At 75.3% G+C, this 19548-nt stretch carries 20 protein-coding genes and 1 pseudogene; 11 read left to right on the top strand and 10 right to left on the bottom strand.

The features are described 5' to 3' along the window. Nucleotides 1–23 precede the first annotated feature (23 nt). Both coaE and ACFYXU_RS07740 read left to right on the top strand, forming a co-directional pair. On the top strand, nucleotides 24–638 hold the full coding sequence (gene coaE, locus ACFYXU_RS07745; protein WP_329856572.1) for a dephospho-CoA kinase: 615 nt from the start codon (nucleotides 24–26) through the stop codon (nucleotides 636–638). Between the two features lie 137 nt (nucleotides 639–775). Then, nucleotides 776–1144 carry a tetratricopeptide repeat protein gene (locus ACFYXU_RS07740; protein WP_329856570.1) on the top strand — a complete coding sequence of 123 codons (369 nt, stop codon included), beginning with the start codon at nucleotides 776–778 and terminating at the stop codon, nucleotides 1142–1144. Nucleotides 1145–1164: 20 nt separating this feature from the next. On the opposite strand, the gene ACFYXU_RS07735 is transcribed toward ACFYXU_RS07740, so the two are convergent. Together ACFYXU_RS07735 and ACFYXU_RS07730 are read right to left on the bottom strand one after the other, a co-directional pair. Next, nucleotides 1165–1434: a DUF6343 family protein gene (locus tag ACFYXU_RS07735; RefSeq protein ID WP_376514440.1), complete on the bottom strand. Its 270-nt coding sequence runs from the start codon at nucleotides 1432–1434 to the stop codon at nucleotides 1165–1167. Between the two features lie 86 nt (nucleotides 1435–1520). Then, a complete protein-coding gene (locus tag ACFYXU_RS07730; RefSeq protein ID WP_389408307.1) occupies nucleotides 1521–1856 on the bottom strand; it encodes a hypothetical protein in 336 nt (111 codons plus the stop codon). A 177-nt stretch (nucleotides 1857–2033) separates the two neighbouring features. On the opposite strand from ACFYXU_RS07730, the gene ACFYXU_RS07725 reads away from it, so the two are divergent. From ACFYXU_RS07725 to ACFYXU_RS07715, 3 genes are all read left to right on the top strand, one after another. Then, nucleotides 2034–4919 (top strand): DEAD/DEAH box helicase, encoded by a 2886-nt coding sequence (locus ACFYXU_RS07725; protein WP_389456857.1) that lies wholly within the window; start codon nucleotides 2034–2036, stop codon nucleotides 4917–4919. Further along, entirely contained in the window at nucleotides 4916–6193 is a 1278-nt protein-coding gene (locus ACFYXU_RS07720; protein WP_389456855.1) for an SWIM zinc finger family protein, read from the top strand. The genes ACFYXU_RS07725 and ACFYXU_RS07720 overlap by 4 nt, the downstream gene beginning before the upstream one ends. Before the next feature lie 185 nt (nucleotides 6194–6378). After that, nucleotides 6379–7170 (top strand): chaplin, encoded by a 792-nt coding sequence (locus ACFYXU_RS07715; protein ID WP_361399952.1) that lies wholly within the window; start codon nucleotides 6379–6381, stop codon nucleotides 7168–7170. Between the two features lie 153 nt (nucleotides 7171–7323). Here ACFYXU_RS07715 and ACFYXU_RS07710 read toward each other — a convergent pair whose 3' ends face one another. The 3 genes from ACFYXU_RS07710 to ACFYXU_RS07700 all read right to left on the bottom strand — a co-directional run bounded on the left by ACFYXU_RS07710 (nucleotide 7324) and on the right by ACFYXU_RS07700 (nucleotide 9778). After that, entirely contained in the window at nucleotides 7324–8025 is a 702-nt protein-coding gene (locus ACFYXU_RS07710; RefSeq protein WP_376514434.1) for a DUF2293 domain-containing protein, read from the bottom strand. 13 nt (nucleotides 8026–8038) lie between these two features. Then, on the bottom strand, nucleotides 8039–8497 hold the full coding sequence (locus tag ACFYXU_RS07705) for a hypothetical protein (RefSeq protein ID WP_376514433.1): 459 nt from the start codon (nucleotides 8495–8497) through the stop codon (nucleotides 8039–8041). 69 nt (nucleotides 8498–8566) lie between these two features. Then, nucleotides 8567–9778, bottom strand: a complete 1212-nt coding sequence (locus ACFYXU_RS07700) for a pyridoxal phosphate-dependent aminotransferase (RefSeq protein ID WP_389456852.1) — start codon at nucleotides 9776–9778, stop codon at nucleotides 8567–8569. A 101-nt stretch (nucleotides 9779–9879) separates the two neighbouring features. On the opposite strand from ACFYXU_RS07700, the gene ACFYXU_RS07695 reads away from it, so the two are divergent. After that, a complete protein-coding gene (locus tag ACFYXU_RS07695) occupies nucleotides 9880–10509 on the top strand; it encodes a winged helix-turn-helix transcriptional regulator (RefSeq protein ID WP_376514429.1) in 630 nt (209 codons plus the stop codon). A gap of 5 nt (nucleotides 10510–10514) precedes the next feature. On the opposite strand, the pseudogene ACFYXU_RS07690 reads toward ACFYXU_RS07695, so the two are convergent. The 3 genes and pseudogenes from ACFYXU_RS07690 to ACFYXU_RS07680 all read right to left on the bottom strand — a co-directional run. Next, a pseudogene (locus ACFYXU_RS07690) lies at nucleotides 10515–10859 on the bottom strand (MerR family transcriptional regulator); the annotation flags it as partial. A gap of 26 nt (nucleotides 10860–10885) precedes the next feature. Further along, nucleotides 10886–11638, bottom strand: coding sequence for an SDR family NAD(P)-dependent oxidoreductase (locus ACFYXU_RS07685; protein WP_389456849.1), 753 nt, complete (start codon nucleotides 11636–11638; stop codon nucleotides 10886–10888). A gap of 52 nt (nucleotides 11639–11690) precedes the next feature. Beyond that, nucleotides 11691–12107, bottom strand: coding sequence for a VOC family protein (locus tag ACFYXU_RS07680; protein ID WP_376514425.1), 417 nt, complete (start codon nucleotides 12105–12107; stop codon nucleotides 11691–11693). Between the two features lie 106 nt (nucleotides 12108–12213). Between ACFYXU_RS07680 and ACFYXU_RS07675 the strand changes: the two genes are divergently transcribed. Further along, a complete protein-coding gene (locus tag ACFYXU_RS07675) occupies nucleotides 12214–12849 on the top strand; it encodes a uridine kinase (RefSeq protein WP_376514452.1) in 636 nt (211 codons plus the stop codon). Nucleotides 12850–12984: 135 nt separating this feature from the next. On the opposite strand, the gene ACFYXU_RS07670 is transcribed toward ACFYXU_RS07675, so the two are convergent. Together ACFYXU_RS07670 and ACFYXU_RS07665 are read right to left on the bottom strand one after the other, a co-directional pair. Beyond that, nucleotides 12985–13899: a carbohydrate kinase family protein gene (locus ACFYXU_RS07670; RefSeq protein WP_389456847.1), complete on the bottom strand. Its 915-nt coding sequence runs from the start codon at nucleotides 13897–13899 to the stop codon at nucleotides 12985–12987. Next, nucleotides 13896–14828: a pseudouridine-5'-phosphate glycosidase gene (locus tag ACFYXU_RS07665; RefSeq protein ID WP_389456845.1), complete on the bottom strand. Its 933-nt coding sequence runs from the start codon at nucleotides 14826–14828 to the stop codon at nucleotides 13896–13898. Before ACFYXU_RS07665 ends, ACFYXU_RS07670 begins: the two co-directional genes overlap by 4 nt. A gap of 275 nt (nucleotides 14829–15103) precedes the next feature. On the opposite strand from ACFYXU_RS07665, the gene ACFYXU_RS07660 reads away from it, so the two are divergent. From ACFYXU_RS07660 to ACFYXU_RS07645, 4 genes are all read left to right on the top strand, one after another. Continuing rightward, nucleotides 15104–15460: a cupin domain-containing protein gene (locus ACFYXU_RS07660; protein WP_361399927.1), complete on the top strand. Its 357-nt coding sequence runs from the start codon at nucleotides 15104–15106 to the stop codon at nucleotides 15458–15460. A gap of 314 nt (nucleotides 15461–15774) precedes the next feature. After that, the gene (locus ACFYXU_RS07655; RefSeq protein WP_389456843.1) at nucleotides 15775–17115 is read left to right on the top strand and encodes a discoidin domain-containing protein; all 1341 of its coding nucleotides are present in this window, start codon (nucleotides 15775–15777) and stop codon (nucleotides 17113–17115) included. Continuing rightward, nucleotides 17115–18386 (top strand): MFS transporter, encoded by a 1272-nt coding sequence (locus tag ACFYXU_RS07650; protein WP_389456841.1) that lies wholly within the window; start codon nucleotides 17115–17117, stop codon nucleotides 18384–18386. Before ACFYXU_RS07655 ends, ACFYXU_RS07650 begins: the two co-directional genes overlap by 1 nt. A gap of 174 nt (nucleotides 18387–18560) precedes the next feature. Then, complete coding sequence (locus ACFYXU_RS07645) at nucleotides 18561–19541, top strand: hypothetical protein (protein ID WP_389456839.1); 981 nt, start codon at nucleotides 18561–18563, stop codon at nucleotides 19539–19541. Nucleotides 19542–19548 lie beyond the last annotated feature (7 nt).

Here is a 19548-nt window from a genome sequence, read left to right as displayed (position 1 = left end):
GGGCAGGCCCTAAGCTGCCGCTCATGCTGAAGGTGGGCCTGACCGGCGGGATCGGCGCCGGCAAGAGCGAAGTGTCCAAGCTGCTCGTCTCCTACGGAGCGGTGCTGATCGACGCGGACCGGATCGCGCGCGAGGTCGTCGAGCCCGGGACCCCGGGGCTCGCGGCCGTCGTCGGCGCCTTCGGGGACGGCGTCCTCACCGCCGAGGGGACGCTCGACCGGCCGAAACTCGGTTCCATCGTCTTCGCCGACGCCGAGCGCCTGGCCACCCTCAACGCCCTCGTCCACCCGCTGGTCGGGGCACGGTCGGCGGAGCTGGAGGCCCGCGCGGGCGCCGGAGACGTCGTCGTCCACGACGTGCCCCTGCTCGCCGAGAACGGCCTGGCGCCGCTGTACGACCTGGTCGTGGTCGTGGACGCGTCCCCGGAGACCCAGCTCGACCGTCTCGTACGGCTGCGGGGGATGGCCGCGTCCGAGGCCGAGGCCCGGATGGCGGCCCAGGCCTCGCGCGCCCAGCGGCTGGCCGTCGCGGACCTCGTCATCGACAACGACGGGCCGCTCGACGCGCTCGAACCGCAGGTGCGGAAGGTCTGGGACGAGCTGGCGCGCCGCGCCGAGGCCGCGGCCGGGGAGGGCTAGAGCGTGTCGTCGGGCGCCGCGGGGCTGCTCTCCGGGCGACGACGGGAGTGGCACGACGGGCCCTGGGACCGCCCTCCGGCGGAATGCGCCTGCCCGGTCCGGTGTTCAACCACCGGATCGAGGGGAAGGATTCCATCGTGGCCGACAGGAACCCGGAAACGCACGTCATCGACTTCCGCGCCGCCGAGCACCTGCTGGCCGCGCGGGACCCTCGCGGGGCCGTGAAGCTGCTGGACTCGGTGATCGCCGCCCATCCCGAGAACACCGCGGCGCGCCTGCTGCGGGCCCGTGCCTTCTTCGCCGCCGCGCAGCTGCGACCCGCGCAGCTGGAGTTCGAGCTGGTCCTGGAGCGCGAGCCGGACAACGCCTTCGCGCACTTCGCGCTGGCCAGGACCTTCGAGCGGTCCGGCCTGACGGCCCAGGCCACGCGCCACTTCAGGCTCGCTGCCGCACTCGACCCGAAGCCGGAGTACCTCCAGGCCGCGGGCTTCGACACCCGGAACTGAGACGTCCGGAAGAGCCGGCCTCAGCGTCGCCCACCGCCGTGATCCGGTTCGTACGGAGGGATGCCCCGGCCCGGCTGCCAGTGCGCTCCCCGGTGCAGGTGGTGCGCCACCACCGCCAGGTCGACCAGGGCCACCAGGAACAGCACCCCGCAGGCCGCCGCCCAGCCCGGACGGTCCAGCAGGGAGAACACGGTCGTGCCGAAGGCGGCCCAGAGCAGCCCCCACAAGCTCAGCCAGAACCGCAGACGCAGCGCGCTCCGCGCGTTCGCCGGCTCGTTCCCGGTCCGCATGACGGTCGCACCTCCCCACGAAGCCCCGGGGCCACTTCCAGCATGGACCCGGGGCGGAGGAAACGGAACGGCTGCCGTCAGGCCGCTCAGTGCACGACGCTGTAGCTGCGCCAGGGCAGGGTGTTCGGGGCGATCCGGTTCGCGGAGTTGGTGGGGACGTAGATCGAGTTCGGACCGTCGCAGTTGCGGGTCCGGTACATGATGATGTCGGTCAGGGCGTTGTTCTCGATCCTGGTCACGCCCGAGGGCGGCAGGCGGTGGCAGCCCCTCACCAGGGGACTCGTCACGGTCACCACGAACCTGTGCTGCGTCTCGGACTTGATCGTGCCCACGGCGGTACGGCCGAGGCCCGAGCAGCCGGCGACGGCGAGAGTGAGCAGCACGGCCCCGGTGGCGGTCGTGAGACGCCGGCGAACGGACATGGCGGATCCTCTTCTGTCGGGTCGTTTCAGGCCACCATCCCGCCCGCCACGACCGCTGTCATCCGCTGTTGGGCCGCCCGGGGGAACCGTCCGGCGCCCGTTGTCAGACCCCACCCGTAAGGTCGGAGGTCCAGTCGGGAAACGACGGACGACGGACAGCGGAAGGAGGGCGGAGCCGTGGCACACACCTGGACGACCAGCGCCGCCGTCTTCCTGCCGGCCGCCCTCCCCCGTGACGGCAGGATCGCCTTCTGGGCCCCCGACGGCGGTGCGCTCCCGGACCCCGGAGCCGACGCGGAGCGGATCGAGCTGACCGTGGCCCGGCGGCACGGCAGCGGCGCCCGGAGCCGCGCCGTCCCCGCCGTGACGCTGCCCGTCGCGGCGGCCCTGCCGCATCTCGTCGCGGCCCGCTACCACCCGGCCGCGCACCCCGCCACCGCCGGCTGGGGCGCCGCCGCCCTGCACGCCCTGCACCTCGCCGCGCGGGGGAGGCTGCTCCCGGGACTGACCGCCGACGACCTGGACGCCTGGCGGGCCGGACCCCTGGACGCCGAGGACATCGCCCACCTGCGGGCCGTCGCCGCCGCCCTGCCCCACGAGGGATACGCCGTGCCCGTGCCCGGCCGGGGGCCGCTGCGGCTCCCCGAGCCGGAGGCGCTGGTCCGCGCGTTCCTCGACGCGGTCGCCGACGTCCTGCCCCGCACCCCGGCCGCGGCGCACGCGGCCGGCGCGCCGTTCGCGGCGCGCGAGCCGCAGCACCTGCCCCGGGCACGCGCCTGGGCCGCCGAGGCCGCGGCCGGGATGGACGCGGGGGTGCGGGTCTCGCTCCGTCTCGACCTGTCGCCGTACGAACTCTTCGACAGCCCCGACAGCCCCGACAGCCCCGACAGCCCCGACGCCACGGAGCGCGGGCCCGGGGGCGGGGCGCTCGCCGGAGAGCGTCACGCCGCCGCCGCGCTGCTCCAGATCCACAGCCTGGCCGACCCGACCCTCGTCATCGACGCGGCGGAGCTGTGGGCGGGCGACGGCGAGCACTTCGGGCCCCGCGCCCGGATCGACGCCGTCCTCGCCCTGCGCCGGGCCGCCCGGGTCTGGCCCCCGCTCACCCGGCTCCTGGAGCGGGACGTGCCCGACGTCCTCGCCGTCACCGAGGACGAGCTGTACGAGCTGCTCGGCCCGGCCGCCGCCCGGCTCGCCGACGCCGGGGTCGCCCTCCACTGGCCGCGGGAGCTCGCCCGCTCGCTCAGCGCCTCCGCGGTCGTCCGGCCGGCTCAGGCCGCGCCCGGCTCGGCCACCGACGGCACCTCCTTCTTCGACAGCGAGGAGCTCCTGCGCTTCAACTGGCAGCTGGCCCTCGACGGCGATCCGCTCACCGAGCGCGAGATGGACCTGCTGGCCGAGGCCCACCGGCCGATCGTGCGCCTCCGCGACCAGTGGGTCGTCGTCGATCCCGCCCTCGTCCGCAAGGCCCGCAAGCGGGAACTCGGCCTGCTCGAACCGGTCGACGCCCTCGCCGCCGCCCTCACCGGCACCGCCGAGGTGGACGGCGAGTCCGTGCCCGCCGTCCCCGTCGGGGCCCTCGCCGCCCTCCGCGACCGGCTCCTGGCCGGCCCCGAGGACGTGCAGGCCCCACCCGGCCTCACCGCCACCCTGCGCGACTACCAGCTGCGCGGCCTGGCCTGGCTGGACCTGATGACCTCGCTCGGCCTCGGCGGCTGCCTCGCCGACGACATGGGGCTCGGCAAGACCGTCACCCTCATCGCCCTCCACCTCCGCCGCGCCCGCCGGGCCCCCACCCTCGTCGTCTGCCCCGCCTCCCTCCTCGGCAACTGGCAGCGCGAGGTGCGGAAGTTCGCCCCCGACGTGCCCGTCCGCCGCTTCCACGGCACCGACCGGGACCTCGACGGTACGGAGGGCGGCTTCGTCCTCACCACCTACGGCACCCTGCGCACCAGCGCCGCGCGACTGGCCGAGCGGGAGTGGGGGATGGTCGTCGCGGACGAGGCGCAGCACGTCAAGAACCCGTTCTCCGCCACCGCCAAGGCGCTCCGGGAGATCCCCGCACCCGCCAGGGTCGCCCTCACCGGCACCCCCGTGGAGAACAACCTCTCCGAGCTCTGGGCGCTCCTCGACTGGACCACCCCCGGCCTCCTCGGCCCGCTCAAGGCCTTCCGCTCCCGCCACGCCCGTGCCGTCGAGAACAACGAGGAGATCGAGCACGCGGAGGCCGTCGAGCGGCTCGCCCGGCTCGTCCGGCCCTTCCTGCTGCGCCGCCGCAAGTCCGACCCCGGCATCGTCCCCGAGCTCCCGCCCAAGACCGAGTCCGACCACCCCGTCGCCCTCACCCGGGAGCAGGCCTCGCTCTACGAGGCGGTCGTCCGCGAGACCATGACGCGCATCGAGGGCGCCGAGGGCATGGCCCGCCGGGGCCTCGTCATGGGCCTGCTGACCTCCCTCAAGCAGATCTGCAACCATCCCGCGCAGTACCTCAAGGAGCAGGCGCCGCGCGGCAGCGGCACCGCACGGCTGGCCGGACGCTCGGGGAAGCTCGCCCTGCTCGACGAGCTGCTCGACACGATCCTCTCCGAGGACGGGTCCGTCCTCGTCTTCACCCAGTACGTGTCGATGGCGCGGCTCCTCGCGGACCACCTGGCCGCCCGCGGCATCCCGGCCCAACTCCTGCACGGCGGCACCCCGGTGGCCGAGCGGGAGCGGATGGTCGACCGCTTCCAGGCCGGCGAGGTTCCCGTCTTCCTGCTCTCCCTCAAGGCCGCGGGCACCGGGCTCAACCTCACCCGGGCCGGCCACGTCGTCCACTACGACCGCTGGTGGAACCCGGCCGTGGAGGAGCAGGCCACCGACCGGGCCTACCGGATCGGGCAGACCCAGCCGGTCCAGGTCCACCGGCTCATCGCCGAGGGGACCGTCGAGGACCGCATCGCCGAGATGCTCCGCGCCAAGCGGGCCCTGGCCGACGCCGTGCTCGGCTCCGGCGAGGCCGCCCTCACCGAGCTCACCGACCGGGAGCTCGCCGACCTGGTGTCCCTGAGGAGGCCCTCGTGAACCGTCCTCGGGGCCCTCGCGCCGCACGGGGCGCCGCCCCCCGCCACGACGACCGCCGCCGCAGCTTCCCGCAGGTCGCGCCCCGCACGGCTCCCGACGGCCGGTTCGCCTCCTCCTGGTGGGGGAACGCCTGGGTCGCCGCCCTGGAGGCCACCGCCCTCGACCAGGCCAGGCTCGCGCGCGGCAAGGCCTATGCGGGGCGCGGCCACGTCGACGCGATCACGGTCACGCCCGGCCGGGTCGTCGCTTACGTCCACGGCAGCAGGCCCCGCCCGTACCGCACCGAGATCAGGATGCGGACCCTCGGCGACGACGGCTGGGAGCGGTTCCTCGACGAGGCGACCGCCCGCCCCGACCACATCGCGGCCCTCCTCGACAAGGACGTGCCGCACGCCCTGGAGGCCGTCACCGGACTGCTGCCCGCGCCGGGCGACCTCGTGCCCGACTGCACCTGCCCGGACGACGGCTGGCCCTGCAAGCACGCCGCCGCCCTCTGCTACCAGGCCGCCCGCCTCCTCGACGAGGACCCGTTCGTCCTCTTCCTGATGCGCGGGCGCGGGGAGCAGGAGCTCCTGGCCGAACTCACCCGCCGCAATGCCGCCCGCGGCGCCGTGGAGGCGGCCGCCGCCCCGCCGATGCCGACCGTCCCCGCCCGGATCGCGGTCGGCGCGGCCACCGGCGCCGGGCTCCCGCCGCTGCCTCCCGAGCTGCCGGTCCCGGACCGGCCCGGCCGCCCCCCGGTCTTCCCGCCGGATCCGCACGCCCCCGATCCGCTCGCGCTCGACCTCCTGGCCACGGAGGCCGCCGCCCGCGCCCACGCCTTCCTCGCCACCGGGCGTGACCCGGTGGCCGCGCTCACCCCCTGGCAGGACGCGGTCCGACTGGCCGCCGCGCACCCCGGCTCGGGGCTGACCGCGTCCTCCCGCGCGCTCTACCGCGACCTGGCGTACGCCCTCGACCGCACCCCCACGGACCTCGCCCGCGCCGTCGCCGCCTGGCGGCAGGGCGGCGCGGCGGGCCTCTCGGTCCTCGAAGAGCCCTGGGACCCGCCCGCCGGACCGTTCGACCGGGCCAGACCCGCCCTGCTCGCCGCCGACTTCCCGGCGTTCCGGCCCTGGCGCAACCACCTCTCCGGGGACACCCTCCAGCTCCGGCTCGGCCGGGACGGCCTCTGGTACGGGTACGAGTCGGACGCCGGCCGCGAGGACTGGTGGCCGCGCGGCGCACCCGACCCCGACCCGGTCGGCGCGCTCACCGATCTCCTGGGCCGCTGACGGGAGTCGAGGCGCCGGGGGGCCTCCCCGGTGCGGGAAAGCGTCGACGGACGTTGACCCGACACTCGAACGGAGTCCCACTCGATGGAGTGAAACCCGTCAACGGGCGGATCCGGCACGCACGTTTGACGCGTTGATTCCGGTACGGGCGCTTGCCCGTGTATACCTCCGGAAGGCAGGAAGCCATGAGGCAGATTCGCCGAAGTGGTCTGGCCACACTGTTGGTCACGGGCGGAGCACTCGCCCTCTCGGCGGGCGCCGCGCACGCCGACGCCGGTGCGCAGGGCGCCGCGGTCGGTTCGCCGGGAGTCGGTTCCGGCAACACGCTTCAGCTGCCGGTGCACGTGCCGGTCAACGTCTGCGGGAACACGGTCAACGTGGTCGGGCTGCTCAACCCGGCTGCGGGCAACAGCTGCGCCAACCGCTCGGCCACGCACGAGAACGGGGGCTACGGCGACGAGGGCGGCGGCCGCATCCACAAGGACCAGCCCGGCACCCCGCGCGGCGGCGAGCAGGCCGGCGGTTCCCACGGCGGCTCCTCGCACGGCGGTTCCTCCAACGGGGGCGGGTCCACCGCCGAGACCCACGCCCAGGGCTCCCCGGGCGTCCTCTCCGGGAACGGCCTCCAGCTGCCCATCGACCTCCCGGTGAACGTCGTCGGGAACTCGGTCAACGTGGTCGGCATCGGCAACCCGGCCATCGGGAACACCGGGGTGAACGGCCCGGCCAAGCCCCAGCAGCCGATCGAGAAGCCGACGCCCCGCCCGCAGCCCCCGGTGAAGCACGTGCCGGTGCCGCAGGCCGAGACCGTGACCCCGCCCGCCCCGGCCCCCGCGCCGCAGGGTGAGAGGAGCACGGCCTCGCTGGCCCACACGGGCTCGGACGCCATGGGCTTCGCCGCGGCCGGAAGCGCCGCGCTGCTCCTCGGCGGCGCCGTGCTGTACCGCCGGGGACGCCGCGCCGGCGACCAGGCCTGAGGGGCCCCTCCGCGGGGCCGGGCCTGAGGATCCGCCCCCGTGCCGGTCAAGCCTGAGGGTTCGCCCCCGCGCGACCCGGCCTGAGGATCCGCCCGGCCAGGTCCGAGGGTCCGCCTCCGCGCGACCCGGCCGGCACGGCTGACGCCCGAGCCGTCAGCCGTGCGTCAGGCCGCCGCGCGGCCCGCCGCCCGGCCCGTCGTCCCCGCGCCAGGTCCGGAGGACCGCCTCGACGGCGGGCCCGATCCTGGTCCGGGCCTGGTGCCGGGGCACGCCCTGCATCAGCAGCGTGTCGTACGGCGTGTCCACGTGCCGCACGGAGGCTCGTACCGCGGCGGTGACCGCGCCGCGGTCCAGCGAGCGCCCCGCCGCGGTCCGGCCCACCCGGCCCGTGCCCTTCGCCGAGGCGTGGACGGCGATCTCCGTGGCCCGGTCCGCCGGGCAGGACGGGAAGAGCCGGAGGATCTCGGTCCGCAGGACCTCGGTGATCGCGGCGTCGAGGGCCGCGCGCCGCACCGCGTCCCGGGCCCGCCGGGCGGCCCGCGCGTCCGCGTCCGCCAGGCAGGCCCGTTCCGCGTCGGCGAGGGCCGCCTCCTCGACGAGCAGGCCCTGGCGCTCGTACCGGGTGCGCCGCCGGTTGTGCCGTACCACCACGGCCCAGAGCGTGCTGGCCTCCCGGGCGCGGCGGGTGAGCGCCGTGTCGCCCCGGCGCAGGAAGACCAGATGGCCGAGGTCGGCGCAGTCCAGGCAGACCGGCGCGTTGAACTCGACGATCATCCGCTCCAAGGGCCCCCGGTGGCATTCCGAGCAGCGGCGGCGCCTCAGCGGTTCGACGACGACGGGGGCGACGAGGTCCACGGCCGCTCCCCGCTCAGCGGACGCCGGGCGCGGCGGCGGCGATGAACACGGCGAGCGCCTCCTTGGCCTGCGCGGAGCGGCGGGCGCGGTCCGCCTCGTCGACGGCCTCGTGCATGCAGTGGGAGTCCACGAAGGCCTCCTCGGCGAGTCGTCGGACCTCCGGGTCGTCGCACACCAGCTGGACGCGGAAGAGCGCCTGCCGGGCGGCGGTGCGCTGCCGGTAGGAGGCGTGCCGGGACTCCTCCGCCTCCTCCGAGCCGGGCTGCCGGAGCGCCCGGAACCAGCGGTCGTTCTGGCTGTGCCGGTAGTCGACGACGGCGCCGGCGAAGGCGCTGTAGGTCGCGATCCGCTCCTGCCGGAGTTGTTCGGTGCGGGCGAGGGCGGCCGTGCGCTCGGTGGCCCGCCCCTGGAACCAGTGCGTGAAGACGACGCCCAACAGGGTTCCCGCCACGGCTATCAGCGCCGCATCCATGACCGGCCGCCCTCCCGTTTCCCTCGGCCCTCCAGATCCGTAGATCATGACAGGAGAGGGGGGCGGACGTCACTGCCGGTAGCTGCTCAGGAAGCGGCCGATGCGGCTGATCGCGGCGTCGAGGTCGTCGGCGTGGGGCAGCGTGAGGATGCGGAAGTGGTCGGGGCGCGGCCAGTTGAAGCCGGTGCCCTGCACGACCTGGATCTTCTCCCGCAGCAGCAGGTCGAGGACGAACTTCTCGTCGTCGTGGATCCGGTGCACGGCGGGGTCCAGGCGCGGGAAGGCGTACAGGGCGCCCTTCGGCTTCACGCAGGAGACGCCCGGGATCTCGTTGAGCTTCTCCCAGGCCCGGTCGCGCTGTTCGCGCAGCCGGCCGCCCGGGGCGGTCAGCTCGTGGATGGACTGCCGGCCGCCGAGCGCGGCCTGGATGGCGTACTGGGCGGGGGCGTTGGGGCAGAGCCGCATGGAGGCCAGCATGGTGAGGCCCTCCAGGTAGTTCTTCGCGTGCTGCTTCGGCCCGGTGACGACCAGCCAGCCGGAGCGGAAGCCCGCGACCCGGTAGGTCTTGGAGAGTCCGCCGAAGGTGAGGACGACCAGGTCCTGGGCGAGGGAGGCGGCCGGGTGGTGCACGACGTCGTCGTACACGATCTGGTCGTAGATCTCGTCGGCGAGGACCATCAGGCCGTGGCGGCGGGCGAGTTCGAAGATGCCCTCCAGGACCTCCTTCGGATACACGGCACCGGTGGGGTTGTTCGGGTTGATGACGACGACGGCCTTGGTCCGCTCGGTGATCTTGGACGCCATGTCGTCGAGGTCCGGGTACCAGTCGGCCGCCTCGTCGCACAGGTAGTGCACCGGCCTGCCGCCCGCGAGGGTGACCACCGCCGTCCACAGCGGGTAGTCGGGGGCGGGGACGAGCACCTCGTCGCCGTCCTCCAGGAGGGCCTGGACGGCCATCGAGATCAGCTCGGACACGCCGTTGCCGAGGTAGATGTCGTCGACGTCCACGTCCGGCAGGCCCATGGACTGGTAGCGCTGGGCGACCGCGCGGCGGGCGGAGAGGATGCCGCGCGAGTCGGTGTAGCCGTGGGCCCTGGGGAGCATCCGGATCATGTCCTGGACGATCTCCTCGGGCGCCTCGAAGCCGAAGAGCGCCGGGTTGCCGGTGTTGAGGCGCAGGACGCTGTGGCCGGCCTCCTCCAGCGCGTTGGCGTGCTCGATCACCGGGCCGCGGATCTCGTAGCAGACCTCGCTCAGCTTGCTCGACTGCCGGAACTCCATGTCCGACCTCCCCAGGTCCCCGGAATCAGTGATGCGTGGTGTTGCTTGGTTTTACCAAGTTTGAGCTTGGAAAGTCCAACAACATGTCTAGACTGCGTCGCATGCCACGTCAGCCACGCCGCCGCAGCTACGACCAGCACTGCGCCGCCGCGCGCGCCCTCGACCTCGTCGGCGACCGCTGGACCCTGCTCGTCGTCCGTGAACTCCTCGCCGGGCCGCGCCGCTACACCGACCTCCACGCCGATCTGCCGGGTGTCAGCACCGACATGCTCGCCGGGCGGCTCAAGGACATGGAGGGCGCCGAGCTCGTCACCCGGCGCCGGCTGCCCCCGCCCGCCTCGGCCTCCGTGTACGAACTCACCGCGCGCGGACGCGACCTGCTGCCCGTCCTGCGCGCCCTGGCCGTCTGGGGCGCCCCCGACCTCGGGGAGCCGCGGCCCACCGACGCCGTCCGCGCCCACTGGTACGCGATCCCGCTGCTCGGCGCGCTCGCCGAACTCGGCGCGGGCCTCGTCCAGGTGACCGTCGACGAGGGGGAGTTCCACGTACGCATCGGGGCCGACGGCGGCGCGGCCTACGGAGACGGAGAAGTGGCCGACCCGGACGTCCGGCTGCGGACCGACACGGCGACCTGCCGGGCCCTGGCCTCCGGGGAGCTGTCGCTGGGCGAGGCCGTCGCGGCCGGCCGCGCCGCGCTCGAACGCCCCGCTCCGGCGGGCGCGCCGGCCTGAACCACGCCCCGCGCGGCCAGGGCGCGCGCCAGCCGGTCGCGGGCCGCCGTCTGCGCGGCGATGCGCGCGTCGATCACGGCGAGCCGGTCCCGGGCGATCTCCAGCGCGCGGGCGGACGGCGGCACCGCGGAGACGTCCCCGTCCAGGCAGGTCCGGAACGCGGACACGTCGTCCAGGGTGAACCCCGAGTCCAGCAGGTACCGGATGTTCGACACCCGCACCACCGCGACCTCCTCGTACACCCGGTACCCGTTGGCCGCGCGGACCGACGAGATCAGCCCCGCCCGCTCGTAGTGCCGCAGCGCGCGGGCCGACACCCCGGTCCGCCGGGCCAGTTCACCGATGCGCAAGGACGCCACCTCCGCGCGCAGTCGTATCACGCGACCAGCGCACCGCCGTCGACGGGCAGGACGGTTCCGGTCAGGAAGGCCGCGTCCGGGGCGGCGAGCGCGGTGACGGCCCAGGCGACCTCCTCGGGCCGGCCGATCCGCCCCAGCGGGGTGTGCGCGATCTGCCACGCCCGCAGCGCCTTCCGCCGCTCGGGGGAGAGGGCGGTGTGGTCCGCGATCGGCGTCTCGATCGCGCCGGGCGCGACCGCCACGACCCGGACGCCGGACGGTGCGAGCTCCACCGCCCAGCAGCGGGTCAGGGTCTCCAGGGCGCTCTTGGTGGCCGGATAGACGGAGTTGGCGGGCCAGCCGCGCTGACCGATCGTCGTCGTCACGTTCACGACGACGCCCCGGGACGCGCGCAGCGCTGGGACGGCCGCCTGCGTGAGCAGGACCGGGGCGACGAGGTTGGTCTCCAGGAGCGGGGCGATCACGGAGCGGTCGAGTGTGCCGAGCGGGCCGCCGGTGGCGATCCCGGCGTTGTTGACGAGCACGTCGAGACGCCCGTGCGCCGCCAGCACGGACCCGACGATCTCCTCGGCCGCGCCGTCCGCCGTGACGTCGGCGGTGAACGGGTGGATGCCCGGGTGCCCCTCGGCGGTCTCCCGCAGCGGCTGCTCCCGGCGGCCGACGGCGACGACCGTCGCCCCCTGCCCGGCGAAGAAGCGCGCGGTGGCCCGGCCGATGCCGGTGCCCGCGCCGGTGACGACGACGACCCTGGTGGGTGTGGTGGTGTCCATGGACCGATGGTCGGACCGTGACGCCAGTGACAAGGTCAAGCCGGGAGGCGGATCAGTGTGCGGGGCTGAGGAACTCGAGCCGGTTCCCGTGGCAGTCCGCGACGTAGAACCGCCGGTGGCCCGGGAAGTCGTCGTCCCACGTCACCGCGGTCCCCCGGCCGGTCAGCCGCTCCGCCAGGCCGTCGAGATCGCCGACCAGGATGCCCGGGTGCCCCTTCCGGGACGGCCGGAAGTCGTCCTCGACGCCCAGGTGGATCTCCAGTGCGTCCGAGCGCACCCAGAGGCCGCCGCGCGCCGCGAGGACCGGCGGCTTCCGGATCTCGGTCATGCCGAGCACGTCCACGTAGAAGCGGCGGCACACCTCCTCCTCGCCCGGCGGCAGGGAGAGCTGCACGTGGTGCAGCCCGAGGCCGAAGGGCGTCGTCGTCTCCGTGGTGTCGTAGGGCAGCGCTTCCTGACGCGGGCTCATGCGGACCTCTCCGGCCGGGGTGCCGTACGGTCGCACGGCCAGGTCACCGTAATGCGGTGGACGGCAGCCGGTACACGTCAGGGGAGCGACGGGCAGGATGAGCGGGATGCGATACGAGGCGATCACCTGGGACCGGCTGGCGGAGGCACTCGCCGGCCACCTCGACGCGTCCCCCGCGGCGGCGGGCGACGCCTGGCTGAAGGTGGGCGTCGACGGGCCGCCCGCCGCGCCCGGGGACCGGCTCGCCGGCCTCCTCGCGGAGGAGCTGCGCACCCGGGGGCGCGCGGTCCACGTCGTCGGCACGGGCGGCTTCCTGCGGCCCGCCTCCCTCCGGTACGAGTACGGCAAGCGGGACCCCGACGCCTACTACAGCGGGTGGACCGACACCGGGGCCCTCTGGCGGGAGGTCTTCGGCCCGCTGGACCCGGGCGGCACCGGGCGGGTCCTGCCCGACCTGTGGGACCCGGCCACGGACCGCGCGACCCGCAGCCCCTACGTCACACTGCCGCCGCGCGGGGTGCTCGTCCTGCACGGGCCCTTCCTGCTCGGTCACTGGTTCCCCTTCGACCTCACCGTGCACCTGCGCCTGTCGCCCGCCGCGCTCGCCCGGCGCACGGAGGAGCCCTGGACGCTGCCCGCCTTCGCCCGGTACGAGGAGGAGGTCGGCCCCGAGGAGACGGCCGACGCCGTCGTGCGCGCCGACGACCCGCGCCACCCCGCCTGGACGGGCCTCCGGTCGTAGCGCGGGCCGGCCGGGGAAGGCCCGGAACGTCACCGCGTCACGGCGTCAGCCGGTCACGCGTCACTCCGTCACCCCGTCAGCCGGGCGGCGCGTCACCGCGTCCCCCCCCCGTCACCCCGTCGGCCGGTCACCGCGTCAGTCGTCACGCGGTCCCGACGGGGGTCGGCCGCCCACCGTGGCGACCGCCTCCGCGCCCGCCCGGCAGCCCGCCCCGGCGGCCTCCGCCGCGTCCGCGCCGGCCAGCCGCGCCGCCAGGAACGCTCCGGTGAAGGCGTCGCCCGCGCCCGTCGAGTCCACCGGCCGCGCCCGGGGCGCCGCCACCCGCGCGGTCACCGCGCCGCCCTCGGCGACCAGGGCGCCCGCCGCCCCGAGGGTGACCACGACCAGCGGGAAGCGCCGGCTCAACTCCGCCGCCGCCGCGCCCGGTTCCGCCCGCCCGGTGAGGGAGGCGGCCTCGTCGGCGTTGGGCAGCAGCGTCTCGGCGCCCTCCGCCGCCGCCAGGAACCGGTCCGCCCCCAGCTCCGCCAGGAACCCCGCGGACGCCGGGTCCACGCTGACCGCGACGCCCGCCTCGCGGGCGTCCCGCAGCGCCCGGCGGGCCGTCTCGCGGCTGGTCGCGGCGAAGAACAGGTACCCCGAGAGGTGCAGCCGGGCCACGCCGTCGAGAAGGGCGGGCGACCAGTCGGCGGGGGAGAGGCGCAGCGTCGCCCCGCTGTCCGTCAGGAAGGTGCGCTCCGCCGAGCCGTCCACGAGCGCGATCACGGTGGCCGTCGCCGCCTCCGGGTCCGGGACGAGCAGGGGGCGCACGCCCGCCCTCCGCAGCGCCCGGTCGTGCCACGCGGCCGCGTCCGTGCCCACCCGGCCGAGCATCCGCACCTCGGGGCCGCCCGCCCGCGCCGCCCAGCAGGCCGCGTTGGCCCCGGCGCCGCCGGGGAGGGTCCGGATGTCCGCCGCCGTGTCGGTGGCGGGCGCGAGCGGGGTCCGGTGCCGGGCGACGACGTCGGTGACGACGTCCCCGACGACGAGCAGCGCGCCCCCGGTCCGGGTCACCGTCCGCCGGCGCCGGGCGCCGCCCCCGAGGCGTACGCGCCCGCGATGTCCGCCGCGAGCCGCACGTTCCCGCGGACCGCCGCGAGGTTGGCCTCCAGGGACGCCCCCTCGGTGTGCACCATCAGGTACTCCAGGAGGAACGGCGTCACCGCCTGTCCGGTGATCCCCTTCTCCCGCGCCGCCGCGAGGCCCCGCGCGAGCACCCGGTCGTGCAGGGCGGGGTCCAGCTGCTCGGCCACCGGCACCGGGTTCGCCACGACGAGCGCCGCCCGCGGCCCGCCGAGACGGTCCTGCGCGCGTATCACCCCGGCCACCTCCGCCGGGGTGCGCAGGGTCCAGTCGACCGGCTCGCCCGAGGACGAGAGGTAGAAGCCGGGGAAGTGCTCCGTGCCGTATCCGACGACCGTCACCCCCAGCGTCTCCAGGCGCTGGAGCGTCGCGGGCACGTCGAGGATCGACTTGACCCCGGCGCACACCACGGTGATCCCGACGCGGGCGAGCAGCCGCAGGTCGGCGGACTCGTCCTGGGTCTCGCTCCACTCGCGGTGCACGCCGCCGAGCCCGCCCGTGGCGAACACCCGGACGCCCGCCGCCTCCGCCAGCCAGGCGGTCGCCGAGACCGTCGTCGCCCCGGTCGCCCCGGTCGCGAGGGCCGGGGCCAGGTCGCGGTGGCCCAGCTTCCGCAACGCCGGGTCCTCGGCGATCCGGGTCAGGGCCGCCCCGTCGAGGCCGACCCTGGCCGTGCCGTCGACGACGGCGATGGTGGCCGGGACGGCGCCCGCGGCCCGTACCGACTCCTCCAGCTCCGCCGCCACGGCGAGATTGCGCGGGCGCGGCAGACCGTGGGCGATGAGCGTCGATTCCAGCGCGACGACGGGCCGGCCCTCGTGGAGCGCTTCTCGTACCTCTTCGGACACCAGTGTGGACATGTCCCATTCCTTGGCGCGCCCACCCGCCCCGCAAACCTCGTCGGCGACCTCCCGCCACGCACCGGAAGGCCGCCGCGGAATCCGTGACGGACCGCCGGACCGCGGCGACCGGGAGGGGCCCGAGGCCCTTGGCGCGCCCTGCCGGAGGGCCGGTGCGGATTTCGTCGCCGGGGCCGGTCCTCGGCATCGCGCCTGGTGGGAGCCGAAACGGAGGCGATTCCTCCAGGTGGTCCCGGCCTCGGGACCCCTCCGGAGTCCGGCTACAGTCACCGGCCATGACGACTCATGACCTGCCTTCCTTCGCCGTGCACATCCCCGACGCGGAGCTGGAGGCCGAGCCCCTCGACCCCGACCAGATCGTCTCCGGCACGCCCGAGGTGACGGGCAAGGTGCTGTGGGAGTCGGCCGACGGCAAGCAGCTGCGCGGCATCTGGCAGATCACGCCCGGCGTCGTCACCGACACCGAGGCCAACGAGCTCTTCGTGGTGGTGTCCGGGCGCGCGACCGTCGCCGTCGAGGGCGGCGCCACCCTGGAGATCGGACCCGGTGACGCGTGCGTGCTCCGGGAGGGCGACCGGACGACCTGGACCGTGCACGAGACCCTGCGCAAGGCGTACCACATCAGCCTCTGAGCCCCGCCCGTGCCGCGTGAACTCCGCCGGGGGGAGCGGGAGTCGAGGGTCTGGTAGGAAACCTTCCTGTCCGCTACTCTCCCCGTCAGCGGCTCGGCGCGGCGCCCCACCCGAGGGGCGTGACGCGCTCAGCGAGAGCTCTGACCCGGCCGCCGAGCACCGCTCCACCGCGTGGCGCCCGAATCGCCACCCGGCCGGTCGCCCGTGCCCGCACCGCGCGGCACGGGCGACCCGGTCCGTGCCGTCCGGCGCGCGGCCGAGGTGCCCCGCACCGGTGTCCAGCTCTCGCCGCCCCCAGGCCAGGGAGCCCAGGTATGCGCCTGTTCGCCTCCGCCCCACCACGCCGCACCACCGACCGTCCGCACCTCGTCCTCGCCGCCGTGCTGCTGCTCGTCGGCGGACTCCTGCTCGCCCTCCCGGACCGCGCCGGGGCCGCCGCCGACACCCTGATCTCGCAGGGCAGGCCGGCCACCTCCTCCTCCGTCGAGGACAGCACCTTCGGCCCCGAGAAAGCCTTCGACGGCAACGCCACCACCCGCTGGGCCAGCGCCGAGGGGTCCGACCCCCAGTGGATCCGCGTCGACCTCGGCGCCTCCGCCACCGTCTCCCGCGTCAAGCTCGTCTGGGAGGCCGCCTACGCCAAGGCCTACCGCGTCGAGATCTCCGCCGACGGCACCACCTGGACCCGGCTCGCCACCGAGACCGCAGGCAACGGCGGCACGGACGACTGGACCGGACTCACCGGGACCGGCCGCCACCTGCGCGTGTACGGCACCGCCCGAGGCACCTCGTACGGCTACTCGCTCCACACCGTCGAGGTCTACGGCACCACCTCCACCACGCCCCCGCCCACCGGCGCCTTCACCGTCGTCGCGGCCGGTGACATCGCCGCCCAGTGCACCGCCTCCAGCAGCTCCTGCGCCCACCCGAAGACGGCCGCGCTCGCCCAGCGGATCGCGCCGTCCTTCTACCTGACGATGGGCGACAACCAGTACGACGACGCCCGTCTGACGGACTTCCGGAACTACTACGACAAGACCTGGGGCGCCTTCAAGGCGCAGACCCGGCCCGTGCCCGGCAACCACGAGTCCTACGACCCGGCCGGAGCCTTCGCCGGCTACAAGTCGTACTTCGGCGCGATCGCCTACCCGCAGGGCAAGCCGTACTACAGCTACGACAAGGGCAACTGGCACTTCGTCGCCCTCGACTCCAACACCTTCGACGACGCCGCGCAGATCCAGTGGCTCAAGGACGACCTCGCGCGGAACACCAAGGGCTGCGTCGCCGCCTACTTCCACCACCCGCTCTACTCCTCCGGCGGCCACGGCAACGACCCCGTCTCCCAGCCCGTCTGGCAGATCCTCCACGGAGCCGGAGCCGACCTCGTCCTCAACGGACACGACCACCACTACGAGCGCTTCGCCCCGCAGGACCCGAACGGGCGGGCCACCGCCGACGGCATCGTCGAGATCGTCGGCGGCATGGGCGGCGCCGAGCCCTACCCCATCGAGACCGTCCAGCCGAACAGCCAGAAGCGGATCAGCGGACCGTACGGCGTCCTGAAGCTGGACCTCACCGACACCACCTACACCTGGCAGTACGTCGGCACCGACGACCAGGTCAAGGACTCCGGCCCGACCTACACCTGCCACTGATGTACCTCGCGACCACCGGTCGCCGCGACGCGCCGCCCCGTCCCCACGGGACCCGGCGGCGCGTCCCCGGCGCCGTCCTCTCCCTCGGCACGGTCAGCCTCGTCACCGACGTCTCCTCGGAGATGGTGACCGCCGTCCTGCCCCTCTACCTCGTCCTCGGACTCGGCCTCTCCCCGCTCCAGTTCGGGCTCCTCGACGGCCTCTCCACCGGCGCCACCGCGCTGGTGCGGCTGCTCGGCGGCGCCACCGCCGACCGGGGCGGCCACCACAAGCGGATCGGCGGACTCGGCTACGCCCTCTCCGCCTGCTCCCGGCTCGGCCTCCTCCTCGCCGGCGGGGCGACCGGCTGGATCGCCGGGGCGCTCGCCGCCGACAAGCTGGGCAAGGGCGTCCGCACCGCCCCGCGCGACGCGCTCATCACCCTGCACAGCCCGCCCGAGGACCTGGGCCGCGCCTTCGGGGTCCACCGTGCCATGGACACCACCGGCGCCCTCCTCGGACCGCTCGCGGCCTTCGCGCTGCTGTGGGCCACGGCCGAGACGTACGAGGCGGTCTTCGCCGTCAGCTTCTGCGCCGGCGCCTTCGGCGTGCTGCTGTGGCTGCTCCTCGTCCCCGGACGCACGCCGAGCCCGCCGTCGGGCGAGAAGGCCGCGCCACGCGCGCGGGGCGCACTCCTCGCCGGGCTCCGGCACGCGCCCGCGTACCGCCGGATCGTGCTCTGCGCCGCCCTCCTCGGCGCCGCCACGGTCGGCGACTCCTTCCTCTACCTGCTGCTCCAGCGGCGCCTGGCCCTCGACCCGACCTGGTTCCCCTTCCTGCCGCTCGGCGCGGCCGGGGTCTATCTGCTGCTCGCCGTCCCGGCGGGCCGGCTCGCCGACCGCCTCGGGCGCCGCGGGCCGTTCCTGTACGGGCATGGGGCCCTGCTCCTCGCCTACGGGCTCCTCCTGGCCCCCGTACCCGGCGCGGTGGCCCTGGTGGGCGTCCTCGTGCTCCTCGGCGTCTTCTACGCCACCACCGACGGGGTCCTCATGGCCCTCACCGGACCCTTCCTCGCCGAGGAGCGGCCGGCGGGCGGCCTCGCCGTCGTCCAGACCGCGCAGGCCCTCGCCCGGCTCGGTGCCGCCGTCGCCTTCGGCGCCGTCTGGACGGCGAGCGGACCGGAGACGGCCCTCGTGGCGGCGCTCCTCGCCCTCACGGCCGCCCTGTGCGCCGCCGCCCGGCTGCTGCCGAAGGGGGCCGGGGACGGGCCGACCAGGGGAGGGGGCGGGTGATCCGGCGCCGCTGTGGTCACCGTCGTCGCAGTCGCAGTCGCAGTCGCAGTCGCAGTCGCAGTCGCAGTCGCAGTCGCAGTCATCGTCGTCGTCCGGGCCGTCCGTCAGGTCGTCGTCGTCCGGGCCGTTGGTCAGGCCGTCGCCGTCCGGGCCGCATCCCGAAGGGACCCCGACATGAACGTTCCCGCCTCCACGCGCGCGCGTGCGGCGATCCTCGTCCTCGCCCTCCTGCTGCTCGGCGGCGGGGCCACCGCCTACACCCTGCGGGCCGCCTCCGGGCGGGCCGCCGCCGCCGGGACCGCCGACCCCGGCTTCGGCCTGGACGCCGGTCCCGGCGCGCTCTACGTCCGGGACACCGCGAGCGGGCGGGTCGCCCGCGTGGACCCCGCCGCGCCCGGCGGACGGGTGGCCGGAGGCCCCTCCTGCGACCGCTTCCACGCCGCCGGGGGCACCGCCCTCTGCCTCCGGCGGCGGCCGGGCGTCCCGGCCCGCTCGTACGTCCTGGTGCTCGACCGGCGGCTCCGCGAGGTGCGCCGCATCGGCCTGCCGGGCATCCCGAGCCGGGCCCGGGTCTCCGCCTCGGGGCGCGTGCTGTCCTGGACGATGTTCGCCACCGGCGACTCGTACGCGCGCTCGGCCTTCTCCACCCGCACTTCGATCCTCGACCTGCGCACCGGCTATCTGGTCAAGAACATCGAGCAGATCCCGCTCACCCTCGACGGCCGTCGCCACCACGCCCCCGACGTCAACTACTGGGGCGTCAGCTTCGCCTCCGACGACAACCGCTTCTACGCCACCGTCTCGACGGGCGGCCGGACCCGGCTGGTCGAGGGGGACCTGCGGAACTGGTCCGCCCGGGCCCTGCGGGAGAACGTCGAATGCCCCTCGCTCTCCCCGGACGGAAGCCGCGTCGCCTTCAAGAAGCGGGTGTCCGACGGCCCGCGCGAGCCCTGGCGGCTCTACGTGTACGACCTGCGCACCGGACGCGAGCACGCCGTCGCCGAGCGGCGCGGCATCGACGACCAGGCGCTGTGGACGGACGCGCGGACCCTCGCGTACGGATACGGAGGCGCCGTCTGGTCGGTGCCCGCCGACGGCACGGGCGCCCCGCGGCGGCTGGCCGACGGGGCCTCGTCCCCGGCGGCGCCGCGGTGAGGGGCCG

This window comes from Streptomyces sp. NPDC002232 (genome assembly GCF_042890295.1).
Taxonomy (GTDB): Bacteria; Actinomycetota; Actinomycetes; order Streptomycetales; family Streptomycetaceae; genus Streptomyces.
Note: the sequence above shows the minus strand (reverse complement) of the source record. Positions and strands in the feature narration are given on the sequence as shown.